The organism is Uliginosibacterium sp. H1 (assembly GCF_036017065.1).
GTDB lineage: Bacteria > Pseudomonadota > Gammaproteobacteria > Burkholderiales > Rhodocyclaceae > Uliginosibacterium.
The window spans coordinates 1254999-1278486 of sequence record NZ_JAYXHR010000002.1 but is presented as its reverse complement, the minus strand read 5'-3'; the positions used below and the strand labels follow the sequence as shown (position 1 = coordinate 1278486).

The window sequence follows — 23488 nt, the reverse complement described above, 5'->3', positions numbered from 1 at the left end:
ATGAACCGCCTGCCCCGCATCCTGCCCGATTCATGCGAACGTCATCTCCTGATGGTCGCCAGCGTACGCATCGGCCTGTCGGGCGTGGCGCTGGCCGCGCCGATCGGCCTCGCCTGGCTGGCCGGCGTAGCCACGGCACCGGCCCTCTGGACGTGGGGCCTGGTCCTGCTGGGCCTCTCGTTGTGCTCGCTGTTCATCGCCCGCCTGATGCAGGCCGCCGGCAACGACCGGCTGCGGCTGGCGCAGGCGGAACGATTCTACGCGGCCAAGTGCCTGATTGCCGGCCAGTGCTGGGGCGCCCTGCCGCTCCTCGCACAACGCCCGGTGCCGGACGGCTACCTGCTGGCCCTGGTCATCATCCTGCTGACCTCGGCAACCATGGCGGGTCTGCTGATGGCCTTGTTCCGCCATGCCTACCTGTGTTTCCTGCTGCCCATGATGCTGCCGCTGGCCTGGCGGCTTGCCTCCGAAGGCAGCGCGATGCGGCTGTCCGCCTGGGGAATCCTTGCCGCCACGCTGGTGCTCGCACTTTCGCACCGTGCGCTGCATCGTCGCGCCGTCGCGCTGATCGAACTGCGTGAGCGCAGCGAAGCCACGAATCGTGAGCAGGCCCTGATCCTGGATGCCGTCGCCGAAGGCGTGCTGCTGGTGCGCGAGGGACGCGTCGTCAAATGCAACCGCCGCGCGGCGGAGTTGTTCGCGTGTCCGTACGACAGCTTCATCGGCAGCATGCTCGGCGCGCTGCACGAGAACCCGGGGGAATGGGCCGAGCGCGACACCGCGCTGCAACAGCGCCCCGACGGCAGCCTGGACTACACCGCCTGCCTGCTGCGTCGCGATGGCCGTCGCTTCTGGGCCGAACTGTCGGCACGCGCCCTGCAGCCCGGCGACCTGGCGCGCGGCGTGGTGTGGCTGGTGTCCGACATCTCGGAGCGGCTCTACGCCGAATCGCAACTGCGCGCCAGCGAGCGTCGCTTCCGCCACCTCGCCGCGCTGTCCTCGGACTGGTACTGGGAGCAGGACGCGGAGTTCCGCTACACCCAGTTGAACGGTGCCCACCTCGACGCCCTGCTGACCCCCAGCCATCACGCCCTCGGCCGGCGACGCTGGGAGTTGCCCGGCATCGCCGGCGTGAGCGAGGAACAGTGGTCCGCCCACAGGACCCAGCTCGATGCACACGAGCCCTTTGCCGACTTCGTCTACCAGATGCCTTCGCGCGCAGGCGAGTTGCGCTGGGTGTCGAGCAGCGGGCACCCGATGTTCGACGAGCACGGGCGCTTCTGCGGCTACCACGGCGTCGGCACCGACATCACCGAGCGCATGGACAATGCCGCGCGCTTCCGCCACCTCGCCCACCACGACACCCTGACCGGGCTGCCCAACCGCCGCCTGCTCGACGACAGGCTGGAGCAGGCGATCGCCCAGGCGCGGCGCTGGGGTCAGCGGGTGGTGGTGATGCTGCTGGACCTGGACGACTTCAAGCTCATCAACGACAGCGCCGGCCATGCGGCAGGCGACCGCGCACTGCGCACGGTGGCGGAACGCCTGCGCCGCACGGTGCGCGAGAGCGACACCATCGCGCGCCTGGGGGGCGATGAGTTCGTGGTGGTGCTCAACGAGGCCGACGAACGCCTGGACACCTGCCCCGTCGCCGACAAGATCATCGACGCGGTGCGCGAACCGGTCTTCGTGGATGGCTGCGAATACCGGCTGGGGGTCAGCATCGGCATCGCGATGTATCCCGACCATGGCGACACGCCGGTGCAGTTGCTGGCGCTGGCCGACAAGGCCATGTACCGCTCGAAGAGCGAGGGCGGCGCGAGCGTCCAGATCGCGCCCGTGCCGGACGGGCAGCAGCTGCCGCTCAACTTCCCCACCGAGCCGGGCAAGCGCCACCTCGACGCCTGAACGCAGGCGTTGGGACGCCAGAAAAGAGAAGGGCCGCTTGTCGCGGCCCTTCTCTTTTCTGCAGGGGGCAAACCTCAGACGTTGAACAGGAAGTTCAGGACGTCGCCATCCTTCACGACGTATTCCTTGCCTTCCGCGCGCATCTTGCCCGCTTCCTTGGCGCCGGCCTCACCCTTGTACTGGATGAAATCATCGAAGGCGATGGTCTGAGCGCGGATGAAACCCTTCTCGAAATCGGTGTGGATCACGCCGGCGGCCTGCGGCGCGGTATCGCCCTTGTGGATGGTCCAGGCGCGCACCTCCTTCACACCCGCGGTGAAGTAGGTCTGCAGGCCCAGGAGGTCGTAGCCGGCGCGGATCAGGCGGTTGAGGCCGGGCTCGGACAGGCCCAGGTCGGCGAGGAAGGCCATCTTGTCCTCGTCTTCCAGGTCGGCGAGCTCCTGCTCGATCTTGGCGCACAGCGCCACGACCGGCGCACCTTCCTTGGCCGCATGTTCGCGCAGGCGGTCCAGGTGCGGGTTGTTCTCGAAGCCGTCCTCCATCACGTTGCCCACGTACATCGCGGGCTTCAGCGTCATCAGGCACAGCGGCTTGAGCAGCGCGACGTCGTCGCTGGACAGCTTCAGCGTACGTGCCGGCTTGCCTTCGTTGAGGTGCGGCAGCATGCCCTCCAGCAGTGCGACGAGCTTCTGCGCGTCCTTGTCACCGGCGCGCGCCTTCTTGCTCTCGCGCTGGACGGCCTTCTCGACCGCACTCATGTCGGCCAGCGCCAGTTCGGTCAGGATGGTGTCGATGTCGGCCAGCGGATCGACCTTGCCGGACACGTGCACGACGTTGTCGTCATCGAAGCAGCGCACCACGTTCACGATGGCGTCCGTCTCGCGGATGTTAGCGAGGAACTGGTTGCCCAGGCCTTCGCCCTTGGACGCACCCGCCACCAGGCCCGCGATGTCGACGAACTCGACGATCGCCGGCTGGATCTTCTGCGGCTTCACGATCTCGGCCAGTTGCTGCATGCGTGCGTCCGGCACTTCCACGATGCCCACGTTGGGCTCGATGGTGCAGAACGGATAGTTCTCGGCCGCGATGCCCGATTTGGTCAGCGCGTTGAAGAGGGTGGACTTGCCGACGTTGGGCAGGCCGACGATGCCGCATTTGAGGCTCATGCTTTGTCCTTGGGCGCCGCAGGGCGCGTATTGAGGGTCTGGATCGCCGCGTTCCATTCGCCTTTGGCGATCTTCGGCCAGGCGAGCAGTGCGCGATCCACCGCCGCGTCGATGTCTTCCTGCTCTTCGCGTCGCGCGCGGTTGAGTACGTAGTTCGCCACTTCGGCCTTGTCGCCGGGGTGACCGATGCCGATCCGCAGGCGCCAGTAATCCTGGGTAGCCAGGCGCGCGGTGATGTCCTTGAGTCCGTTGTGACCGCCGAGGCCGCCACCGAACTTCAGGCGCAACTGGCCGGGCGGAATGTCCAGCTCATCATGCACCACCAGCATTTCAGCCGGTGCGATACGGTAGAAATGCGCCAGCGGCTGCACGGCCTGGCCCGAGCGGTTCATGTAGGTCTGCGGCAGCAGGATCCACACATTGCCGGCACGGCCGACGAAGCCGTGATACCGCGACTCGTGGTTCAGCGGCGCGCCGAGTTCGCGCGCCAGCCGCTCACAAAACCAAAACCCGGCGTTGTGCCGGGTTTCGGAATACTCGGCCCCGGGGTTTCCGAGGCCGACGATCAGCTTGGGCGCGGCTTGCGTCATGCAGCGTCAGTGCAACCGTGCAATCTGCGCGGCACGCGCCCGTGCGATCAGGCTGCCGGGGCAGCGGCGTCGCCTTCGGTGTCGGCGACGGAGCCACGCACCTGCAGGACGGTCGCCACGACCGGGTCGCCTTCACCGTGTTGCACCAGCGACACGCCAGCCGGCAGCTGCAGTTGGGAAGCATGCAGGGAGTGGCCGATCGTCAGATCCTTCAGATCGACTTCGATGAACTCCGGCAGGTTGCCCGGCAGGCACTCGACGTCCACTTCGTTCAGCACGTGCGACACGATGCCGCCTTCCAGCTTGACGCCCGGGGCGATGTCGGCGTTGATGAAGTGCAGCGGCACCTTGATGTGCATCTTCTTGCTGGCGTCGACGCGCTGGAAGTCGATGTGCAGCACTTGCTGCTTGTACGGGTGCCATTGGGTGGTACGCAGCACCACGGTTTCCTTGCTGCCGGCAACGTCGATGTTCAGCACGGACGCATGGAAGGCTTCCTTGCGCAGCGCGTGGAACAGGTCGTTGTGATCCAGCGAGATCTGGACCGGGTCGGCAGCGCCACCGTAGATGATGCCGGGCACCGAACCGGCGCGACGCAGGCGGCGGCTCGCACCCGTACCCTTGTCGTCGCGCTTGGCGGCTGTGATGTTGAATTGCATGGTCTTTCTCCAGATTAAACGCGCACCCGCGACCAGGTTTGCGTTACACAAAACGGCGGACGACATGTCCGCCGCAAAAACTGTTTCTGCTTACTCGTCGGTGAACAGCGAGCTCACCGACTCTTCGTTGCTGATGCGCAGCATGGTGTCCGCCAGCATCGCACCGATGGAAATCTGCTTGATCCGCGAACTGGCGCGCGCGTCGTCGCGCAGCGGGATGGTGTCGGTCACCACCAGTTGGTCCAGTTCCGAATCGTTGATGCGGCTGATCGCCGCGCCCGACAGCACCGCGTGGGTGATATAGGCGACGACGCGCTTCGCGCCATGTTCCTTCAGTGCCTGGGCCGCCTTGCACAGGGTGCCGGCGGTGTCGACGATGTCGTCGACGATCACGCAGGTGCGGCCCTGGATGTCACCGATGATGTTCATCACCTCGGACACGTTGGCTTTGGGACGACGCTTGTCGATGATCGCCAGATCGGTTTCCAGGTGCTTGGCGACCGCGCGGGCACGCACCACGCCGCCGACGTCCGGCGACACCACCATCAGGTCTTCCAGCGGCTCGGTCTTGCGCAGGTGATCCAGCAGGATCGGCGTCGCATAGATGTTGTCGACCGGGATGTCGAAGAAACCCTGGATCTGGTCGGCATGCAGATCGACCGTCAGCACGCGCTGCACGCCGGCGGCCTGCAGCATGTTGGCCACCACCTTGGCGGTGATCGCGACGCGCGCCGAGCGAGGGCGGCGATCCTGGCGGGCGTAGCCGAAATACGGGATGGCGGCGGTGATCCGGCCGGCGGACGCACGCTTCAGCGCGTCGACCATCACGAGCAGCTCGATGAGGTTCTCGTTGGTCGGCATGCAGGTCGGCTGCAGGATGAACACGTCGCGACCGCGCACGTTCTCCAGCAACTCGACGTTGACTTCACCGTCCGAGAAACGGCCTACGGTGGCAGCGCCGAGCGGGATGCCCAAACGCTTGACGACATCGGCTGCCAACTTGGGATTGGAGTTGCCGGTGAACACCATCAGGCTGCGGTAAGCCATGACTAGCCTCTCGAACACGCGCGGCGAAGCACGTTTTGACTCAGTATGCCGACGCCATCGGCGCCCAAAAACACACGGGCAGACCCCTGAAGGGTCTGCCCGATCGATTGGCTGGGGAGGAAGGACTCGAACCCTCGAATGCCGGAATCAAAATCCGGAGCCTTAGCCAACTTGGCGACTCCCCAATTAACCTTTAAAACCTTTTCCTCAGTCTTCCGCCCAGGTCAGCAAGGGATGCTCATCGAGCCCCGCTGCTGCCCACACCCGCCAGTCATGATCCAGTGCTTCGACTACCTGTCTTGCCTTTGCCTCATCCGGGCAGGGCAGGAACACGCAGGCGCCTGAACCACTCATTCGCGGCGTCCCGAAGGGTTTCAGCGCTTCCAGCGCTGCTGCCACTTGCGGGTAGCGACGAGAGGCCACGGCTTCCATGTCGTTGCGCGTTGCATTCCACAACCCGCTGTCGAACAAGCTTGGCGACCCCTCAGCCAAGGAGCCAGCGATTATGATGGGTTTGGTGTCACGCGTCAAATCCTTCGCCGCGAAAATCTCCACGGTGGGAACGCTGACGGGGGGCTCGACGACGACATACCAGGCCGGCGGAATACGCAGCGGACGCAGGGCTTCGCCCACGCCCTCGGCGAAGGCGCTGCGTCCGAAGACGAAGAAAGGCACGTCCGCACCCAGGGTCAGCGCCCATTCCTGCAGGGTCTGGCGCGGCAGGCCGAGCCCCCATAGACGGTTCAGCGCCAGCAAGGTCGTCGCGGCATCCGAACTGCCCCCGCCCAGGCCACCGCCCATCGGCAGGCGCTTCTCGACCCCGATTTCCACGCCGAGCCTGCAGCCGGTGCGTGCCTGCAACAGGCGCGCGGCACGCACGACGAGGTCGTGCTCCGGTTCGACACCCGCCAGCTCGCTCACGCGTCGCACCTCGCCGTCCTCGCGCAAGACGAAGCTCAGCATGTCGCCGTGGTCGAGCATGCGGAAGGCGGTCTGCAGCGTGTGGTAGCCGTCCTCGCGGCGGCCGGTGATGTGCAGGAACAGGTTGATCTTCGCAGGCGCCAGCCCGCGCAACACGCGCTCGCTCAAGACACCCTCACAACAGCCATTCTTCAATGGCGAGGCGGATGCGCAAGGGACCGTTCTCGGCTTCGATCAGGCTGGGTAAGGCGTTGGGCTGCTCGCTCTCGTAGCCGAGGTAGCTGATCGTCCACTCCTTGTCCTGCAGGCTGAGCGGACGTCCTTGGGGGTCGCGGTTCAGCACCTGGGCCGATGGGCCGGCACGCCCCACCACCCACAGCGCCAGCGACGCGATCGGCACCGGCACCTCGGTCATCCGCGCGATCAGCACATCCGGCGTACGTGCGTCATAGCGCTCGCCGGAATCGGTGATCCAGCGGGCGCCCTGGGCGTCGCGCTGCAATTCGGCCAGCACCGAACCCAGCGGGTTCGCGAAACCGATGGCATCGGCCTCCGGCGCGTGCTGCCACATGATGCGCACGTTCTCGGCGCGCTGGCCGTAGCGGATGGCGGCGCGGGCGTCGAACTGGAAGGCATTGATGGTTTCGCGGGCCGGGCGCGGCGGAATGTCGGTCTTCTTCTGCGGCGTGCCGGCACAGGCACACATGAGCAGGGCTGCGCCGACCAGCAACAGGCGGGCGCGCCAGGAAACGAAGGTGGATGGGTGCATCAGGGCTTTTCGCCGGTCAGGCGCAACATGGTCGTGCGCAGCACGGTACTTTCGGGGTTGTCCTTCAGTGAGTTCTGCCAGGTCTTGCGCGCCTCGTCACGACGACCGAGCGCCCACAGCACTTCGCCAAGATGGGCCGTGATCTCGGCATCCTGGTTGATCGCATGTGCCCGCTGCAGGTAGTCGAGCGCGCCCTTGAAATCACCACGCCGGTATTTCACCCAGCCCATGCTGTCGAGGATGGCCGGGTCCTCCGGCTGCAGCTTCAGGGCCTGCGCGATCAGCTTTTCCGCTTCGTCCAGGCGTACGTTTCGATCGGCGAAGGAATAGCCCAGCGCGTTGTAGGCATGGGCGCCATCGGGACGCAGCACGATGAGGCGACGAAGGCGCGACTCCATGACGTCGTACTTCTGCAGGCGATCGGACGTCAGCGCGGACTCGTACAGCGCATCCTGGTTGTCCGGCCGGCGGGCCAGCAGTTCATCGAGCACCTTGAGCGAATCCGCGTCGCGCTGGCTCTGGCGCAACAGCTGGGCTTCGGCCAGCAGGTAGTTCTCGAAGTTGCCGGTGTCCTGCTCCGAGGCGGCACGCAACAGCGCACGCGCTGCATCCATGCGGCCGCGTTTCACTTCGATCTGCGCAAGCCCCATGCGGGCCGCTGCGTAGTGCTCGCCGACGCCGACCTGGCTGAGCTCGATGACGGCCGCATCGTCGCGATTGGTGCTCGCGAGCAGCCGGCCGAGCTGCAGGTGCAGCAGGTCGGGGCGGTAACCCTCGGCGATCAGGCGGCGCAGCTGTGCCTCGGCGGTAGCGTTGTCGCCAACCTCGGCCGACAACAGGGCCACGGCAAATGCGAACTCGCGATTGTCCGGAAAGTCCGCCAGCAGCTTGCGATAGACCTCGGCGGCTTCCTGGTTGCGGCGCTCGCTGACCAGCCAGCGGCCGTAGCTCATGCGGGCTTCGCGCGCTTGCGGGTACTGCTTGCCGAACTCGCCCAGCTGTTCCATCGCCGCCGCGCGGCGCACCGAGGGCGCAGCCTGGGCGCGCAGGATGGCGGCCTGTTCGAAATCCGGCTTGAGCTTCAGGGCCTCGCCGGCCGCCGCCCCGGCCGCGTCATTGCGCTTGGCGTCGGCGTAGGCGCTGGCGCGCGCGAATTGCGCCTCGGGCGTGTTCAGGTAGGGCGCCGTCAGGCGTTCGACGGAGGCCAGCGCTGCGGCCTTGTCGGTAAAGCCGGCATACACGCTGGGCAGTTCGACCAGCAGCGCGCCGCGCTTGGCGCTGTCACCGGCCAGCACGCGCACGAGGGCCGACTCCAGCTCCTCGATGCGGCCGCGGGAACTCGCCACCACACCCGCCAGGATGCGCGCCGCATCGATATTGCCGGGCTCCTGCGCCAGCCACAGGCGGGCGCCGTCGCCGGCCGACTTGAAGTCACGCGCGACCAGGGCCAGTTCGGTGGCGCGCCGCGAATAGCGCGGGTCGCGGGTCTTGCGCGCCAGATCGAGGTAGATGGCCGTCGCGGTCGGCAGGTCGCGCCGCAAGGCCGCCAGCTCCGCGAGTACCGCCTCGAACAGCACCGCACCGCTCAACTCCTGCGCGGGCAGGTTGGCGGGCGGCGGGCTGTCGAAATCGGGCAGGACGTCCTGGGCATGTACGCCAGTACTGGCGAGTGCCAGCACGAGGGCCAGGTTTTTGACGAGCGGAGGCAGCATGTACGTGACTCGTGCGAAGATTTGCGGCTGATTTGTCACCACGCACCACGGTGCGCAGCAGGCGGGCTTGCCGGACTCCAGCAGGCTTTGAACAAGCCGCCGAGGCTTGGTTCGCGCCGTTGCGGCCATCATACCCGAGAGCCCATGCCGGAACTTCCAGAGGTCGAAACCACCCGCCGGGGCATCGCGCCCCCGCTGCTGGGGCGCACGGTCAGCCAGGTCATCGTGCGCCAGCCTCGCCTGCGCTACCCGGTGGATGCCGGCTTGCCCGGACTGCTGCAGGGTCTCCGCCTGGAAAAGGTGGATCGCCGTGCCAAGTACCTGCTGCTGGATTTCGCCCAGGGCGCCCTGCTGCTGCACCTGGGCATGTCCGGCAGCCTGCGGGTGCTGCCGGCCACCACCCTGCCGGAGAAGCACGACCACCTCGACCTGGTGTTCGACGAAGTCGCCCTGCGCCTGCGCGATCCGCGTCGGTTCGGCGCTGCGCTGTGGGTGCCGGGGCAGGTCGACGCCCACCCGCTGCTGGCCCGTCTCGGCCCGGAGCCCCTGTCCGACGCGTTCGACGGCGCCTGGCTGTACGCGGCCAGCCGGGGGCGCAACACGCCAATCAAGCTGTTCATCATGGATGCCGCCCAGGTGGTCGGGGTGGGCAACATCTACGCATCCGAAAGCCTGTTCCGCGCCGCCATCCTGCCCCGCACGCCGGCCGGGCGGTTGTCCCGCCCGCGCTGCGAACGGCTGGCCTCTGCCATCAAGGAAACCCTGACCGACGCGCTAGCGGCCGGTGGCAGCAGCCTGCGCGACTTCCTCCATAGCGACGGCAAGCCGGGCTATTTCCAGCAGCAGTACGCCGTGTATGGCCGCGATGGCCTGCCCTGCCCGCGTTGCGGTGGCGTCGTGCAGCGCAGCGTGATGGGCCAGCGGGCGACCTTCTACTGTCCGGGCTGCCAGAAGCCGTAGATAACTCCCACAGGCCGGCTGTCGGCTGGCTTTCAGGGCGGCTTGCGCCCCGGGAGACAACCGTTATGCTTGCTGGCATTTGTTTGACTTTCGTTCGTGACATCCGCCACAGCAGCGCGCGGAGGCCCCACGAACCTCCCACCCGGAGTCCAGGATGGTCCTGACCGATCAGTTTTCTGCCTACACCCAGTGGCGTACCGAAGTCGCCGGCTCGGTGATGGGACTGCGTAACTGGCTGACCCACAACGATATCGGCGACGCCCAGTCCGACCTGCGCCTGCAGCACCTGCTGGAGCGCATGCGCGAGGACAAGCTGGTGGTGGCCTTCGTCGCGGAGTTCTCACGCGGCAAGTCCGAACTCATCAACGCGGTGTTCTTCTCGCAGTACGGCAGCCGCATCCTGCCCTCCAGCGCCGGCCGCACCACGATGTGCCCGACCGAGCTGCAGTGGGAAGCCGGCCAGACCCCGGGCGTGCGCCTGCTGCCGATCGACACCCGTCGCAACAACGAAAGCGTCGCCGACCTGCGCCGCAAGCCCGCCGAATGGGTCTTCGAGCCGGTCGATGTCGATGACGCGAAGAGCCTGCAGACCGCCCTGGCGCGCGTCTCCGAGACCCGCCTGGTAACGCGCGCCGACGCCGATGCGATGGGCTTCCCGGTTGACGAGACCGGCCTGGATGGCGCCAAGCCGGACGCCAACGGCATGGTGGAGGTGGCCGCCTGGCGCCACGCCGTCATCCAGTTTCCGCATCCGCTGCTGGAACAAGGCCTGGTCATCGTTGACACCCCGGGACTGAACGCCATCGGCTCCGAACCCGAGCTGACCCTGTCCCTGCTGCCGAACGCGCACGCGGTGCTGTTCATCCTGGCCGCCGACACCGGCGTGACCCAGAGCGACCTCGCGGTGTGGGAGAAGCACGTGAATATCGGTCGCGGCCAGCGCAGCGGTCGCGTGGTCGTGCTCAACAAGATCGACGGCCTGTGGGACGGCCTACGCAGCGAAGAGGAAATCGAGAGCGAGATCGAGCGGCAGGTCGCCACCGTGGCGCAGACCCTGTCGATCGAGCCCGCGCTGGTGTTCCCCGTGTCGGCGCAGAAGGCGCTGCTCGCCAAGGTGAACAGCGATGTCACCCTGCTGGCCCGTTCGCGCATCGCCGAACTGGAGCAGGCGCTGTCCACCGAGCTGCTGCCGACCCGCCAGTCCATCATCCGCGAGAACGCCACGGCCGAGGCCGGCGACATCCTGCGCCGTGCGACCGAGCTGCTGGTGGCCCGCCACAAGAACCTGCGCGAACAGCTCAAGGAAATGGGCGACCTGCGCGGCAAGAACCAGAGCGTCATCGAGTACATGATGCGCAAGGTGCGCGCCGAGAAGGACGAGTTCGAACAGGGCCTGGCCAAGTACCACGCCACCCGCAGCGTGTTCACCAACCTGCAGAACCGCCTGTTCGCGCACCTGGGCATGGACACCCTGCGCAGCGAGACGCGCCGGACCCGCGAAGCGATGGTGGACTCCAACTTCTCGCGCGGCCTGCGCGACGCGATGCGCGAATACTTCGGCAACCTGCGCAACAACCTCAAGCGCTCCGGCAACGAGATCACCGAGATCACCGAGATGCTGGACGCGATGTACAAGAAGTTCAGCGTCGAGCACGGCCTCAAGCTGGCTGCGCCGGCCAGCTTCTCCACCTGGCGTTACGAGCGCGACATCGCCCGTCTGGAGCGCGCCTTCGAAGACCAGCTCAACACGCTGGGCGCGATGATCACGCAGTGGAAAGGCACGGTGACGCAGCGCTTCTTCGAGACCATCGCCGTCGAGGCCCGCAAGACCTTCGAGACCGCCAACCGCGACGTCGAGCACTGGCTGCGTGCCGTCATGGCGCCGCTGGAAACGCAGGTGCGTGAGTACCAGCTGCAACTGAAGCGCCGCCTGGAAAGCGTGAAGCGGGTGCATGAGGCCACCGGCACGCTGGAAGAGCGCCTGGGCGAACTGCAGCAGGCCGAGACGGCGCTGCTACGCCAGCTGGAGGAGCTCGGTGCGATCCGCCGCGGCCTGGAAGCCTCGCTGGGCCAGTCGCTCAACGGCACCGACCAGGACGAACACTCGCTGGCGGCCTGACACCTTCCGCCGCAATGACAAGGGCCGGTGGCGCGCATGCGCCCCGGCCCTTGTGCTTTCAGCCACCTCAGCCGCTGGTTCAGGGCGCAGTGGTGAGCCGGATGTACTTCGCCATCAGCTGGTCCTTGGTCTCGACGTTGTCCTTGTCGAGCGGGATGCAGTCCACCGGGCAGACCTGCTGGCATTGCGGTTCATCGAAATGGCCGACGCACTCGGTGCATTTCGACGGGTCGATCTCATAGATCTCCGCGCCCTGCGAGATGGCCTCGTTGGGGCACTCAGGCTCGCAGACATCGCAGTTGATGCATTCGTCGGTAATGATCAGGGACATGATTGCTGCTCTCTCTTGCTACGCCGCACCGGCCACCTTGGCGCGGATGCGCTCGGCGACGACGGGCCGCACGAAGGTGCCGACGTCGCCACCCAGTTGTCCGATCTCGCGCACCATCGTCGCGGACACGAACATGTATTCCTCGCCCGGCGTCAGGAAGATGGTTTCCACGTCCGGGTGCAGACGGCGGTTCATCCCCGCCATCTGGAATTCGTACTCGAAGTCGGACACCGCGCGCAGGCCGCGCACGATGACCCGGGCGCCCTGCTCACGGATGAAATCCATCAACAGGCCGGAAAAATCCACCACCTGCACGTTCGGCAGGTCGGCCAGCACCGTCTGCGCCATTTCCACCCGCTCTTCCAGCGTGAAGAAGGGGCGCTTGCCGGTACTGGCCGCCACCCCCACCACGAGACGATCGAACAGGCCGGCAGCGCGGCGGGCAATGTCCTCGTGGCCGCGGGTCAGCGGGTCGAAAGTGCCGGGATATACCGCAAGGCGATGAGTCATGGGCAGTTCCGTCTGGGTTCGATGGTGGACGCAGGCGTCGGTTCGGGTGGAAAGATCGCGAATCGTGTCAGGCCCCGTCATCCCGACGGAACAACTGGTAGCACACCTGCCCGGCCTTGCCTTCGCGGGTCGGCGCCAGGCCGGCAAAGGCCGACATCGGCTGCTCGGCCTCCACATAGACCTGCGCATCCTCAGCCAGCCAGGGCAACAGCAGCGGCTCCACACGGGACAGCCAGTCCTGCCGGTACGGCGGGTCGAGGAACACCACATCAAAACAGTTGCCGGGCGTGCGCAGGAAGTTTAGCGCATCGGCTTTCACCACCCTGACATTGCGCGCGCCCAGCGTGGCGGCGCCTTTCTGCAGCACGGCGGCGGCCACCGGGCTGTATTCCACCATCACCACCTCGGCCGCGCCACGGGATGCCGCCTCGAAGCCCAGCGCCCCGCTACCGGCAAACAGGTCCAGGCAGCGCAAGCCGGCCAGGTCCTGCCCCAGCCAGTTGAACAGCGTCTCGCGCACCCGGTCAGGCGTCGGCCGCAGGCCGGGCAGGTCGGCGATCGGCAGGCGGCGCGAGCGCCACTGGCCGCCGATGATGCGCAACTGGTTCATTGCCCTGCCCTCGTGCCGGCCACCCAGGCAGCCGTCCCGTGGCCGCACACAAGGCGACGCAACGAGCGGCGCAATGGCAGTCGGGGCGGGGGCAAGGGAGGCATCTGCTAGACTCGTTTCCGTTCGTGCGGCCCCGCAATGAACGGCCGCAAGGCAGGCGGGGCGCAGCATCATAGACGCAAACCGCCCTCGCCGCGCCAGACGGTCCCGGGCCACATCACCGATCTCCCCCGATCCGCAGACCCCATGTTCAGTTTCTTCAAGAAGAAGGCCGCCACCCCTGCGCCTGAAGCGGCCGCAAGCCCTGCCCCGGCCGCGCCCGCCGCCGACCAGGCACCCGCCGCGCCGGCGCCGGTTGCCCCGCCCCCTGCGCCCACACCCGCCGTTGCCACCCCGGCAGCGCCTGCGGTTGCCGCGGCCCCCGCCCGCAGCTCGTGGATGGACCGCCTCAAGGCCGGCCTGTCGCGTACCCGCGACCAGATCGGTTCGCTGGGCAGCATCTTCTCGCGTCGCAAGATCGACGAAGACCTGCTGGAAGAGCTGGAGTCCACGCTGCTGATGGCCGATTGCGGCGTCGAGGCCACCACCGCCCTGCTCACCGAGCTGCGCCAGCGCTGGAAGCGCGACAAGCTGGAGACCGGCGAACAGCTGCAGGAGGCGCTGGCGGATGCGCTGTACAAACTGCTGTCGCCCCTGCAGCAACCGCTGAAGATCGAGGGCCAGAAGCCCTACATCGTGATGCTGGCGGGCGTGAACGGCGCCGGCAAGACCACCTCCATCGGCAAGCTGGCGCGCCATTTCCAGCAACAGGGACGCAGCGTGCTGCTGGCCGCCGGCGACACCTTCCGCGCCGCCGCGCGCGAGCAGCTGCAGGAGTGGGGCCGCCGCAACGACGTGACGGTCGTCTCCCAGGATGGCGGCGATCCGGCCGCGGTGGCGTTCGATGCGATCAACGCCGCGCGGGCGCGCGGCATCGACGTGGTGATGATCGACACCGCCGGCCGCCTGCCGACCCAGCTCAACCTGATGGACGAAATCGCCAAGGTGAAGCGCGTCATCGGCAAGGCCGACGCCAGCGGTCCGCATGAAGTCATCCTCGTGCTGGACGCCAACATCGGCCAGAACGCGCTGACCCAGCTCAAGGCCTTCGACGCCGCGCTGGGCGTCACCGGCCTGATCGTCACCAAGCTGGACGGCACCGCCAAGGGCGGCGTCATCGCGGCGATCGCCCGCCAGCATCCGCGGCCGCTGCGCTTCATCGGCGTCGGCGAAGGCATCGAGGACCTGCAGGCTTTCGATGCCCGCGAGTTCGTCGAGGCGCTGCTGGACATGGAGAGCAAGCCGGCGGCTTGAGAGCAATCGCGTTCTTCACACGAAGGGCGTAAAGAAAAGCGAAGGGCCACGAAGAAATCCGCAAGGGGTTCTCTTCGTGGCCCTTTGTTCAGCCCTGTTCAGCTCTTTGTGCAACCTCCCGCCCTGCGTGGTGAAGAAGGAAGCTCCGTTACAGCAGGTACTCCCACATGCGGGAGAAGGTCTCCTTCATCCGCGGCATCACGCCACGATCACGCCAGGCGTCCAGCGTGATGCGCTTCGCACCGTCGAGGTCGCGCTCGAACTGGGCGCGCATCGCACTGCCGAACTCCTCGCCCATGACCACCGCGTTCACCTCGTTGTTGTGCAGGAAGCTGCGCCAGTCGAGGTTGGTGGAGCCGACGGTGGACCATACGCCGTCGACCACCGCCGTCTTGGCGTGCAGCAGGGCATCGTGGCGTTCGTAGATCTCGACGCCAGCCTCCAGCAGCGCGCTGTAGTGGGCGCGGCCGGCGTGCAGGATCAGGCCGGAATCGCTGAAGCCGGGCAGGATCATGCGCACCTTCACGCCGCGCTGGGCTGCGGTCTTCAGCGCGGCCATGGTGCGGTCGTCGGGCGCGAAGTAGGCCATGGTGATCAGCACGCTTTCCAGCGAGGCGTCGATGGCGCCGATGTAGGCCTTGTAGATCGCCGCCACCTCCTGCTCGCTCGGCCCGCTGGCGATCACCTGCACCACCTTGTCGCCGGCCGGGGCGGCCACCGCCTCCGATAGCGGCGCGGCGCCGGCGCACTTCTGCTGGCGCCAGGTCTCGGCGAACATGTTGTTGAAGGCGGTGGCGGCAGGGCCGCGCACGGCCACCTGCGTGTCACGCCAGCCATCGTCCTTGGTCGGTTCGCGGCCTTCCTTGTCACCACTGCCACCGCTGCCCAAGCCGCTGCTGCCGCGGTTGCGACGTCCGATGGACGACGAGCCGGAGCTGTACACGCTGCTGATGTTGATGCCACCGGTGAACGCCGTGCTGCCATCCACCACCAGGATCTTGCGGTGGTCGCGATGGTTGACCTTCAGCAGGTGGAGCGGCCGCGCCGGATGCACCGGGTTGAATTCGCAGACGGCCACGCCGCCGTCGCGCAAGCGCTGGAAGAACTCGGCGGAGGTCGTGAGCGAGCCGATGCCGTCATAGATGATGTTGACCCGCACCCCCTGCTGCCGCTTGCGCAGCAGCAGGTCCGCCAGGCGTTGCGAGATTTCCGCGTCCTCGATGATGTAGCTTTCCAGGACGATGCTGCGGCGGGCCTTCTCCACCGCCGCGAACATCGCCTTGTAGGTCGCCGGGCCATCGATCAGCAGGTCCACCGCGTTGCCGGCGATGAGGGGATTGGGCGAGTCGGCCATCGCCTGCAGCTGGCGTTCGAGCAAGCGCGGCCGGCCTTCCACCTTCAGCTGGCTGACGACGCGCTGCGCCTGCCCGGCCGAGGCCTGGCGATCCGCCACCAGCACGGGCGGATGTGCAGCGCCTCCCGTGGCAGCGCCCGTGCTGGCCTGCGCAGCTTGCAGCGGCACCTCCGGCAAGGTCTGGCAGGCGGCGCCGGACAGGCTGAGGATGAACAGCAGCCCGCAGCGCAGCAGCCATGCAAGCCGTGCCCCCAGGCTTGCGACGCCCAGGCGCAGTTGCCGCACGACGGTCGTGGAAATGCCTTGTTCCATGTCTCCTCCGGCCGGTCTTCAGCGCAGCCATGGCCGAACTGTGCCGGGGCGCGCGAGCGGCGACGGTCAGCGCCAACCTATTCGCCTATCGGTTGCCTCCTACGTGGCGGAGGCGTCAGGCTGCGAGGCAGGGGCAGCAGGGATTTCCGTCCGATCTGTGTTGGGGCAAACCTGATCGGACAAATCTCACAGCCCAATCAGCCTGCACCGAGACCGCGCACGGCGCCGGCTCCCTAAAGTGGAGCCATGCGCTGCCACCAAGGCACGCATTCCACGAATCGACAAGGAGAGCGTCATGAACCGCGACATCATCGAAGGCAACTGGAAGCAACTCGTCGGCAAGGCGAAACAACAATGGGGCAAGCTCACCGACGATGACCTCGACGTCATTCAAGGTCGCCGCGAGGAACTGGCCGGCAAGATCCAGGAACGCTACGGCGTCAGCCGCGACGAGGCCGAAAAGCGCGTGAAGGAATGGGAAGACAGCATCCGCCACTGAGCGGTTTGCTGCGCCCGTGATGCCGGCCAGGCCGGCATCACCCCGCGCTCAGGCCGGGCGCGTCCGCAGGTAGGCAGCCGCCTGCCCGTGGACGCGCCCGGCCTCGTCCACGAGGTTCCAGACCGTCACGTCCTCGATCCAGAAGCGGCGGCCATCCTTGGCGATGCGCAGGCCGCGGTATCCGGTGGCGAAGCCGTCGCGTGCCACCGCTGCCAGCAGGGCGTCACGCTCCGCGCGGTCAGGCGCCTCCGCCGACAGGCGCGAGGGCATGCCGACGAACTCGTTCCAGGCGTAGCCGAAACAGCGCTGCGCGGCGAGATTGGCATAGGTGAAGCAGGGGCTGGCCTGCGTGTCATGCGCCAGCAGGCAGTAAGGCGCTTCCCGGTACAGCCATCGCGCGGCATCCGCCAGCGCGAGGGATGCGTCGAGCAGCGGCTCGCCGAGCAGGCGCCGGTACGACGACAGCATCAAGGCGACCTGCTCCGCGTGCCAGGGTGTTGCCGGGTCCGCCACCGGCCGGCTCAAGCCTTGCCCGCCTTCGGAATGCGGCTGACACCGTAGATCACCAGCGCCGCCCCCACGATCTGCAATGCCCCCAGCGACTCGCCGAGGATCAGCCAGCCGAGCAGGATGGTGATGACCGGCCCCAGCGTGCCGACCATGGAGGCCGGGCCGGCACCGAGACGGCGGATCGCCTCCGAGGTCAGCCAGATCGGCAGCACCGTGGAGAACACCGCCATGGCCAGCGACAGCGCGTGCACCTGCCAGGGCTGCTCGACGATGGAGACGAGCGGCCGGATGGCGACGAACTGGGTCAGGCTCAGCAGGCAGGCGAAACCGGTGGCCCAGGCCGCCACCCGCGTGCTGCCCAGCCGGCCCACCTCCTCGCCGGACAGCATGATGTACAGCGCGTACGACAGTGCGCTGCCCAGCACCAGCAGCGTGCCCTTCATCACTTCGTCGCCATGCGGCTGACCCAGGTCGTGCGCGAAGGCGAGGATGGCGCCGGCATAGCAGATGGCGAGCGCCACAACGGCCGGTCGGGTCAGCGGCTTGCGCAGGAAGATGGCGGACAGCACCACCACCAGCGTCGGGTAGATGAACAGCGTGATGCGCTCCAGCGCCGCCGTGATGTACTTCAGGCCGAGGAAATCCAGATAGCTGGCGAGGTAGTAACCCAGCACGCCCAGCAGGAACAGCATGCCGATGTCGCGCCGGCTCAGCGTGATGGGATTCCTGAGTGCGACCGCCACGCCCATGCCGATGAAGAAAGGCAGCGCGTAGCCCATGCGCAGCGCCAGCAGGGTTTCCGCATCCACGCCGTGGGCGTAGGCGAGCTTGATGAAGATCGCCTTCATCGCGAAACCCAGTGCGCCGAACACGGCGCAGGTCATGCCGATGGAGGCGTTGCGGGCGCTGTGCGCAGACGGGGTGGCACTCATACCCGCACGCTCACTTGAAGGCATCCCACAGCAGCTTCAGGCCCGACAGCCCCAGCCCCGCGGTAGCGATGAAGAAGAACGGCCGCTCCGGCACCAGGCGTTGCACATGCACGCCCAGCCACACCCCCAGCGGTGCCAGCGGCGCGAGGATGGCGGCGGTCAGCAGCACGTCCGGTGTGAACAGGCCCAGCGCCGCGTAGGGCAGCAGCTTGGCGAGGTTGATGAAGCCGAAAAACACCACCGTGGTGGCCACGAAGGTCTGCTTGGGCAGGTTGCGGCCCAGCAGGTACACCAGCACCGGCGGCCCGCCGGCATGCGCCAGCGTGCTGGTCACCCCGGAAATGCCGCCCCATATGCCGCCCGCCACGCGGCCGGGTGCATGGTTCATCTTCAACTTCGCACGCAGGCCGAACAGGCGATCTGCCACAAAGACGATGGCAATCGTGCCGATGACGCCTTTCAGCGCGCGGTCCGACAGCAGGCCGAAGGCCAGCGTGCCCAGTACGATGCCGCACAGCGCGCCCGGCACGGTGGCCCACAGGTCTTCCTTCGACCACTTGCCCCAGTAGGCGCGTATGCCGGAGGCATCCATCAGGCAGAGGATGGGCAGCATCAGCGCGGCGGCCGTGCTGGCCGGCATGAACAGCGCCAGCAGCGGCACCGCCACGCCACCCAGCGCGCTGCCGAAACCACCCTTGGAGATACCGGTGAGCAACACCGCAGTGACAGCAATGGCCCAGGCTGTGGGGCCGAAGGTTTCGAACATGATGTGAAGCCGGAAGGGGATGCAGGTGGCCGGACACCGCGGCGGCGCCCGGTCAGTGAAACGGATGGCGCCGGTCAGGAGCCCGGATGGCCGCCCGGCCGTGGTGCCGGGGGTGAGAGTGTAGCGCGTGGGCGCAGGGGTGCCGACCGCGGCGCTGCCGTGGCAGACTCGCAGCCCCGTCTTTCAACCACGTCGAGGCCGCCCATGTTCGTCGTCCTGGTGAATTACAAGAAGCCGCTCAGCGAAGTGGACCGCTTCGTTCCCGAGCACCGCGCCTTCCTGGCACGCCACTACGAGGCCGGCACCTTCGTGGTGTCCGGCCCGCAGCAACCGCGCACCGGCGGCGTGATCATCGCGCGTGGCTGCACCCGCGACGCGCTGGAAGCACTGATCCGCGACGACCCCTTCCACCGCGAGGAAATCGCCGACTACCGGATCATCGAGTTCCTGCCCAACCGCTCGGCGCCGGACCTCGCGCACTTCCTCGAACCGCAGGCCTGAAGCGACGCGCACGGCGATTCACTCAGCTCACCGGGTGGTGCGCCTTCAGCCACTGCTCCATGAAATCCACGAAGGCGCGCACCTTGGCGGACAGGTGGCGCCGCGTCGGATACACCGCGTAGATGGTCAGCAGCGGCGCGTCCCAGTCGGTGAGGATGCGTCGTAGCGAACCCTCGTCCACCATGTGCTGCAGGATGAAGTCGGGCGCCGCGGTGATGCCCAGGCCCTGCGCCGCGAGCGCGCCCAGCAGCAGGCCGTTGTTGCCCTGGATGCGGCCCGCCACGCGTACGGCCTCGCGCGCACCTTCCTTCTCGTCCTCGCCGGCCTTCTTCCCTTTCTCCCTGGCTTTCGCCTTGCGCTGGAACACCCACTCCGGCGTCGAGGAGTACGCGTACATCATGCATTCGTGCTGCAGCAGGTCGCGCGGATGCTTCGGTTCGCCGCGCTGCTTCAGGTAGGCCTCGCCGGCGCAGACCAGCATGCGGGCATGGCCGATGGGGCGTGCCACCACGTTCTGCGTGCCCACGTTGCCGACCCGGATGGCGAGGTCGAGGCCGGCCTCGATGAGGTCCACCGCGTGATCGGACAACGCCAGGTCGTAGCCCAGCTCCGGATGCCGCGCAGAGAACTCGCCCAAGGCGGGCGGCAGGCGGTGGATGCCGAAGCTGGTCGGCGCGGTGAAGCGCAGCGTGCCGCGCAGGCGTGCGGTGCTGTGCGCGACCTGTTCCTCCATCTCTTCGAGGTCCGACAGCAGTTGCAGGCAGCGTTCGTAGTAGGCGCGGCCGTTGTCGGTAAGGCTGATGCGCCGCGTCGTGCGGTTGAGCAGGCGCGCATCCAGCAGCCCTTCCAGTTGCGCGACCTGGCGCGACACGGCGGAAGTCGACATGCCCAGCCGGTCCGCCGCAGCGGCAAAGCTGCCCAGCTCCACCACCTTGCTGAACACGTTCATGGCGTCAAAGCGATCCATCACAGCTCCTTGCATCCGACCGGGAACTATCCCGGAAAAAGCAACAAACATTTGTCCGGACGCCAGTTTATCTCCAAAGAAGGGATGAGCAGAATCCGCTCCATCGCTACCGCCCGTTGGCTTCTGTCTGCGGGGCGATGCAACCAGACACCGGGCAATCCCGCCCGACCCGAAATCAGGAGAAACATCATGAGCAATCAATCGAACCAATCGGTGGCCTCAGTGGCTTCAGTGGCCTCCGCCGCCTCGGTGGCAAACGGCATCTTCGTCCTGCGCGTGGCGCTGGGCACCCTGCTGCTGGCCCACGGCCTGCTGAAGCTGGTCGTCTTCACCCTGCCCGGCACTGCCGGCTTCTTCGCCTCCATCGGCCTGCCCGGCTTCCTGGCCTACCCGGTGGTGTTCGGCGAAGTCCTCGGCGGCATCGCGCTGATCGCCGGCTTCCAGACCCGCCTGGTGTCGCTGCTGTCGCTGCCGATCCTGCTCGGCGCCGCCTGGGCACACGCCGGCAACGGCTGGGTGTTCAGCGCACCGAACGGCGGCTGGGAATTCCCGGTCTACCTCGTGGTGCTGGCTGCTGCACAAGCCCTGCTCGGTAGTGGCGCGTATGCCATCGACAACGTCCGCCAGAGTGGTCGCAGCAACGTCAAGTTCGCCGCAGCCTGAGTACCGCGCGGCAACCCGTGACAGCGGGTTGCCGCGCGCTTGCACGTCCGCCTTTGCAAGTCCCCGCGGCCCTGCCCCACAGGTGCCCGCTCCAACAACGAGGAGAACCACACCCATGAAGCTCTACTACGCACCCGGCGTCTGCTCCCTGTCCCCGCACATCGTGCTGCGCGAGGCCGGCCTGGACTTCGAACTGGTCAAGGCCGACATCCGCGCCCACAAGCTGGAAGACGGCAGCGACTTCAACGCCATCAACCCCAAGGGCTACGTGCCGGTGCTGGAACTCGACAACGGCGAGCGCCTGACCGAAGGCCCGACCATCGTGCAGTACATCGCCGACCAGGCCCCGGCCTCGCAACTGGTACCGCCGCCCGGCACGATGGCGCGCTACCACCAGCAGGAATGGCTGGGCTTCATCAACTCCGAGCTGCACAAGGTTTTCGGCCCGCTGTGGAAGCCGACCACGCCGGAGGAATACAAGGAGATCAGCCGCAACCAGCTGGCCACCCGCTTCGACTGGCTGGTGACGCAACTGGACGGCAGGCAGTACCTCACCGGCGACACCTTCACCGCCGCCGATGCCTACCTGTTCACCATCCTCAGCTGGACCCGCCCGCTGAAGATCGACATGAGCCGCTGGCCGGTGCTCACCGACTACATGGCACGCGTCGCCCAGCGCCCCAAGGTGCAGGAAGCCCTGCGTGCCGAAGGCCTGCTGAAGTAAGGCGACACGCGATACACGCGGGGCATGCGTGCCCCTGCATCACCCGGAGATCATCATGACCGCAGCACCCCGCGACACCCTTCCCGTCCTCTTCCTGTCGCATGGCTCGCCCATGCAGGCAGTGCAGGACGACGCCGTCAGCCAGGCATGGGCCGCCGAGGCCCGCACCCTGCCACGGCCGCGCGCGGTCCTGATGGTCTCCGCCCACTGGGAGAGCGGCGTCCCGCTGCTTACCGGCAGCCCGCAGCCCGAGACCATCCATGACTTCGGCGGCTTTCCGCCGGAGCTGTACCGCCTGCGCTACCCCGCCCCCGGCGCACCGGACATCGCGCAACGCGCGCAGGCCCTGCTGCGCGAGGCGGACTTCTGCGCCGGCATCGACGGCACCCGCGGCCTCGACCACGGCGCCTGGGTGCCACTGCTGCACATGTACCCGCAAGCGGACATCCCGGTGCTGCAGCTGTCGGTGCAACCCTCGCTGGGCGCGGCGCACCACGTCGCGCTCGGTCGTGCCATCGCGCCACTGGCGAGCGAAGGCGTGCTCATCGTCGCCAGCGGCCACATGACCCACAACCTGCGCCAGTACTTCCACCGCGACCGCAGCGCCGTGCAGCAGAACCGCGACTTCCGCGACTGGGTGGACGCGCACATTGCCGCCCACGACCTCGACGCACTCACCGCCTGGGAGGCGCAGGCACCTTATGCGCGCGGCGCGCATCCGACGACGGAGCACTTCATGCCGCTGTTCGTGGCCCTCGGTGCCGCCGGTGCACACTACGACAGCCAGCTGCTGGTGCAGGGCTACACCGGCGACGTGCTGGCGATGGATGCCTACCGCTTCGCCCAGGCGGCCTGACCCCGCCGCCCGACCGCCGCCCGACCCGCCACCTGAGCGCCCGCCGGCTCAGGCCTGTGCCGGCGCACGCCGGAAGAAACCCGGGTAGTCGACCACGATGCCTTCGTCATCCACCTCCAGCACGACGCGGAAGCCGCTGCCGTCCAGGCTCTCGAACAGGTAGCGGTGCTGCGCCAGGCGCGTGTAGGCCTGCGCCTGCGGGGCCACCGTCAGCGCCGGCGCATTGACCCAGGCCATGCGGAACTCCCGGCGCTCGCCCACCGCCAGCGGCACGCGGCGGATCGGGAAGCTGTTCGTGAACGGCGTCGGCCAGATGTCGATGTCGACACAACCCGCCAGCGCGTCCAGCGCATCGTCATCCCCCCACCAGCGCCCCGCGCCATCGGTGTGCAGCACGAGGCTGCGTTCGACGAGGCCGTGCGCCGCTTCCACGCGCCGCAGGCCCAACTGCGCCTTGCGCAGGCGCCAGCCCGCATCCCAGTCGAGCCGGTAGTCCAGGCGGAATGGCGGCTCCCCGCTCTCTCCTCCGCTGCCTTCACCTTCGGCCTCGTCGAAGGCGAGGATGCAACCATCGGCCCAGCCCTCGCCCAGCAGCAGTTGCTCCAGGCCCACGCCCGGCAGGCGGGCATGCCACAGCGGCGTCCAGCAGATGGCGCGACAGGATCGATCCGGCATCGAAGCTCCTCCATGGAAAGCGAAGACAGGCAAGGCGGATGCTGAGACCGCCCGCGGCCCACGGCAAGCCCCCC

General features: G+C 67.5%; 25 protein-coding genes and 1 tRNA gene. 9 read left to right on the top strand and 17 right to left on the bottom strand.

What is annotated here, in order from left to right; all coding sequences use genetic code 11:
• Entirely contained in the window at positions 1-1908 is a 1908-nt protein-coding gene (locus VVD47_RS15370) for a diguanylate cyclase domain-containing protein (RefSeq protein ID WP_327604367.1), read from the top strand.
• A 74-nt stretch (positions 1909-1982) separates the two neighbouring features.
• On the opposite strand, the gene ychF is transcribed toward VVD47_RS15370, so the two are convergent.
• The 8 genes from ychF to VVD47_RS15330 form a co-directional block, all read right to left on the bottom strand.
• Positions 1983-3074 carry a redox-regulated ATPase YchF gene (ychF, locus tag VVD47_RS15365; protein WP_327604366.1) on the bottom strand — a complete coding sequence of 364 codons (1092 nt, stop codon included), beginning with the start codon at positions 3072-3074 and terminating at the stop codon, positions 1983-1985.
• Positions 3071-3664: an aminoacyl-tRNA hydrolase gene (gene pth, locus VVD47_RS15360; protein ID WP_327604365.1), complete on the bottom strand. Its 594-nt coding sequence runs from the start codon at positions 3662-3664 to the stop codon at positions 3071-3073. Before pth ends, ychF begins: the two co-directional genes overlap by 4 nt.
• A 47-nt stretch (positions 3665-3711) precedes the next feature.
• On the bottom strand, positions 3712-4323 hold the full coding sequence (locus tag VVD47_RS15355; protein WP_327604364.1) for a 50S ribosomal protein L25/general stress protein Ctc: 612 nt from the start codon (positions 4321-4323) through the stop codon (positions 3712-3714).
• Positions 4324-4413: 90 nt separating this feature from the next.
• Positions 4414-5370 (bottom strand): ribose-phosphate pyrophosphokinase, encoded by a 957-nt coding sequence (locus tag VVD47_RS15350; protein ID WP_327604363.1) that lies wholly within the window; start codon positions 5368-5370, stop codon positions 4414-4416.
• A gap of 108 nt (positions 5371-5478) precedes the next feature.
• A tRNA-Gln gene (locus tag VVD47_RS15345) sits at positions 5479-5555 on the bottom strand.
• 22 nt (positions 5556-5577) lie between these two features.
• On the bottom strand, positions 5578-6459 hold the full coding sequence (gene ispE / locus VVD47_RS15340) for a 4-(cytidine 5'-diphospho)-2-C-methyl-D-erythritol kinase (RefSeq protein WP_327604362.1): 882 nt from the start codon (positions 6457-6459) through the stop codon (positions 5578-5580).
• Between the two features lie 7 nt (positions 6460-6466).
• Entirely contained in the window at positions 6467-7060 is a 594-nt protein-coding gene (gene lolB / locus VVD47_RS15335; RefSeq protein ID WP_327604361.1) for a lipoprotein insertase outer membrane protein LolB, read from the bottom strand.
• Positions 7060-8772: a tetratricopeptide repeat protein gene (locus tag VVD47_RS15330; RefSeq protein ID WP_327604360.1), complete on the bottom strand. Its 1713-nt coding sequence runs from the start codon at positions 8770-8772 to the stop codon at positions 7060-7062. Before VVD47_RS15330 ends, lolB begins: the two co-directional genes overlap by 1 nt.
• A 144-nt stretch (positions 8773-8916) precedes the next feature.
• On the opposite strand from VVD47_RS15330, the gene mutM reads away from it, so the two are divergent.
• Positions 8917-9732: a bifunctional DNA-formamidopyrimidine glycosylase/DNA-(apurinic or apyrimidinic site) lyase gene (mutM, locus tag VVD47_RS15325; protein WP_327604359.1), complete on the top strand. Its 816-nt coding sequence runs from the start codon at positions 8917-8919 to the stop codon at positions 9730-9732.
• A gap of 154 nt (positions 9733-9886) precedes the next feature.
• Positions 9887-11851 carry a dynamin family protein gene (locus tag VVD47_RS15320; protein ID WP_327604358.1) on the top strand — a complete coding sequence of 655 codons (1965 nt, stop codon included), beginning with the start codon at positions 9887-9889 and terminating at the stop codon, positions 11849-11851.
• Positions 11852-11930: 79 nt separating this feature from the next.
• Here VVD47_RS15320 and VVD47_RS15315 read toward each other — a convergent pair whose 3' ends face one another.
• From VVD47_RS15315 to rsmD, 3 genes are all read right to left on the bottom strand, one after another.
• Complete coding sequence (locus tag VVD47_RS15315; protein WP_327604357.1) at positions 11931-12182, bottom strand: YfhL family 4Fe-4S dicluster ferredoxin; 252 nt, start codon at positions 12180-12182, stop codon at positions 11931-11933.
• Positions 12183-12200: 18 nt separating this feature from the next.
• Positions 12201-12692, bottom strand: coding sequence for a pantetheine-phosphate adenylyltransferase (gene coaD / locus VVD47_RS15310; RefSeq protein ID WP_327604356.1), 492 nt, complete (start codon positions 12690-12692; stop codon positions 12201-12203).
• A 67-nt stretch (positions 12693-12759) separates the two neighbouring features.
• Entirely contained in the window at positions 12760-13302 is a 543-nt protein-coding gene (gene rsmD, locus VVD47_RS15305) for a 16S rRNA (guanine(966)-N(2))-methyltransferase RsmD (RefSeq protein WP_327604355.1), read from the bottom strand.
• Between the two features lie 246 nt (positions 13303-13548).
• Between rsmD and ftsY the strand changes: the two genes are divergently transcribed.
• The gene (gene ftsY / locus VVD47_RS15300) at positions 13549-14655 is read left to right on the top strand and encodes a signal recognition particle-docking protein FtsY (RefSeq protein WP_327604354.1); all 1107 of its coding nucleotides are present in this window, start codon (positions 13549-13551) and stop codon (positions 14653-14655) included.
• A 148-nt stretch (positions 14656-14803) separates the two neighbouring features.
• Here ftsY and VVD47_RS15295 read toward each other — a convergent pair whose 3' ends face one another.
• Entirely contained in the window at positions 14804-16321 is a 1518-nt protein-coding gene (locus tag VVD47_RS15295) for a phospholipase D-like domain-containing protein (RefSeq protein ID WP_327604353.1), read from the bottom strand.
• Positions 16322-16616: 295 nt separating this feature from the next.
• Here VVD47_RS15295 and VVD47_RS15290 point away from each other — a divergent pair, with 295 nt between their 5' ends.
• Positions 16617-16820 (top strand): CsbD family protein, encoded by a 204-nt coding sequence (locus VVD47_RS15290; RefSeq protein ID WP_327604352.1) that lies wholly within the window; start codon positions 16617-16619, stop codon positions 16818-16820.
• A 48-nt stretch (positions 16821-16868) separates the two neighbouring features.
• On the opposite strand, the gene VVD47_RS15285 is transcribed toward VVD47_RS15290, so the two are convergent.
• The 3 genes from VVD47_RS15285 to VVD47_RS15275 are packed head-to-tail and all read right to left on the bottom strand — an operon-like array spanning position 16869 to position 19028.
• Complete coding sequence (locus tag VVD47_RS15285) at positions 16869-17288, bottom strand: MEKHLA domain-containing protein (protein ID WP_327604652.1); 420 nt, start codon at positions 17286-17288, stop codon at positions 16869-16871.
• Positions 17289-17341: 53 nt separating this feature from the next.
• Positions 17342-18262, bottom strand: coding sequence for a DMT family transporter (locus tag VVD47_RS15280; RefSeq protein ID WP_327604351.1), 921 nt, complete (start codon positions 18260-18262; stop codon positions 17342-17344).
• A gap of 10 nt (positions 18263-18272) precedes the next feature.
• Positions 18273-19028 carry a sulfite exporter TauE/SafE family protein gene (locus VVD47_RS15275; protein WP_327604350.1) on the bottom strand — a complete coding sequence of 252 codons (756 nt, stop codon included), beginning with the start codon at positions 19026-19028 and terminating at the stop codon, positions 18273-18275.
• A gap of 204 nt (positions 19029-19232) precedes the next feature.
• Here VVD47_RS15275 and VVD47_RS15270 point away from each other — a divergent pair, with 204 nt between their 5' ends.
• Positions 19233-19529: a YciI family protein gene (locus VVD47_RS15270; RefSeq protein ID WP_327604349.1), complete on the top strand. Its 297-nt coding sequence runs from the start codon at positions 19233-19235 to the stop codon at positions 19527-19529.
• A gap of 22 nt (positions 19530-19551) precedes the next feature.
• Here VVD47_RS15270 and VVD47_RS15265 read toward each other — a convergent pair whose 3' ends face one another.
• Positions 19552-20496: a LysR family transcriptional regulator gene (locus tag VVD47_RS15265; RefSeq protein ID WP_327604348.1), complete on the bottom strand. Its 945-nt coding sequence runs from the start codon at positions 20494-20496 to the stop codon at positions 19552-19554.
• 189 nt (positions 20497-20685) lie between these two features.
• On the opposite strand from VVD47_RS15265, the gene VVD47_RS15260 reads away from it, so the two are divergent.
• The 3 genes from VVD47_RS15260 to VVD47_RS15250 all read left to right on the top strand — a co-directional run bounded on the left by VVD47_RS15260 (position 20686) and on the right by VVD47_RS15250 (position 22739).
• Complete coding sequence (locus VVD47_RS15260) at positions 20686-21159, top strand: DoxX family protein (RefSeq protein WP_327604347.1); 474 nt, start codon at positions 20686-20688, stop codon at positions 21157-21159.
• 115 nt (positions 21160-21274) lie between these two features.
• Complete coding sequence (gene gstA, locus VVD47_RS15255; protein ID WP_327604346.1) at positions 21275-21883, top strand: glutathione transferase GstA; 609 nt, start codon at positions 21275-21277, stop codon at positions 21881-21883.
• A 55-nt stretch (positions 21884-21938) separates the two neighbouring features.
• The gene (locus tag VVD47_RS15250; protein ID WP_327604345.1) at positions 21939-22739 is read left to right on the top strand and encodes a DODA-type extradiol aromatic ring-opening family dioxygenase; all 801 of its coding nucleotides are present in this window, start codon (positions 21939-21941) and stop codon (positions 22737-22739) included.
• A 48-nt stretch (positions 22740-22787) separates the two neighbouring features.
• On the opposite strand, the gene VVD47_RS15245 is transcribed toward VVD47_RS15250, so the two are convergent.
• Complete coding sequence (locus VVD47_RS15245; protein ID WP_327604344.1) at positions 22788-23414, bottom strand: putative glycolipid-binding domain-containing protein; 627 nt, start codon at positions 23412-23414, stop codon at positions 22788-22790.
• Positions 23415-23488 lie beyond the last annotated feature (74 nt).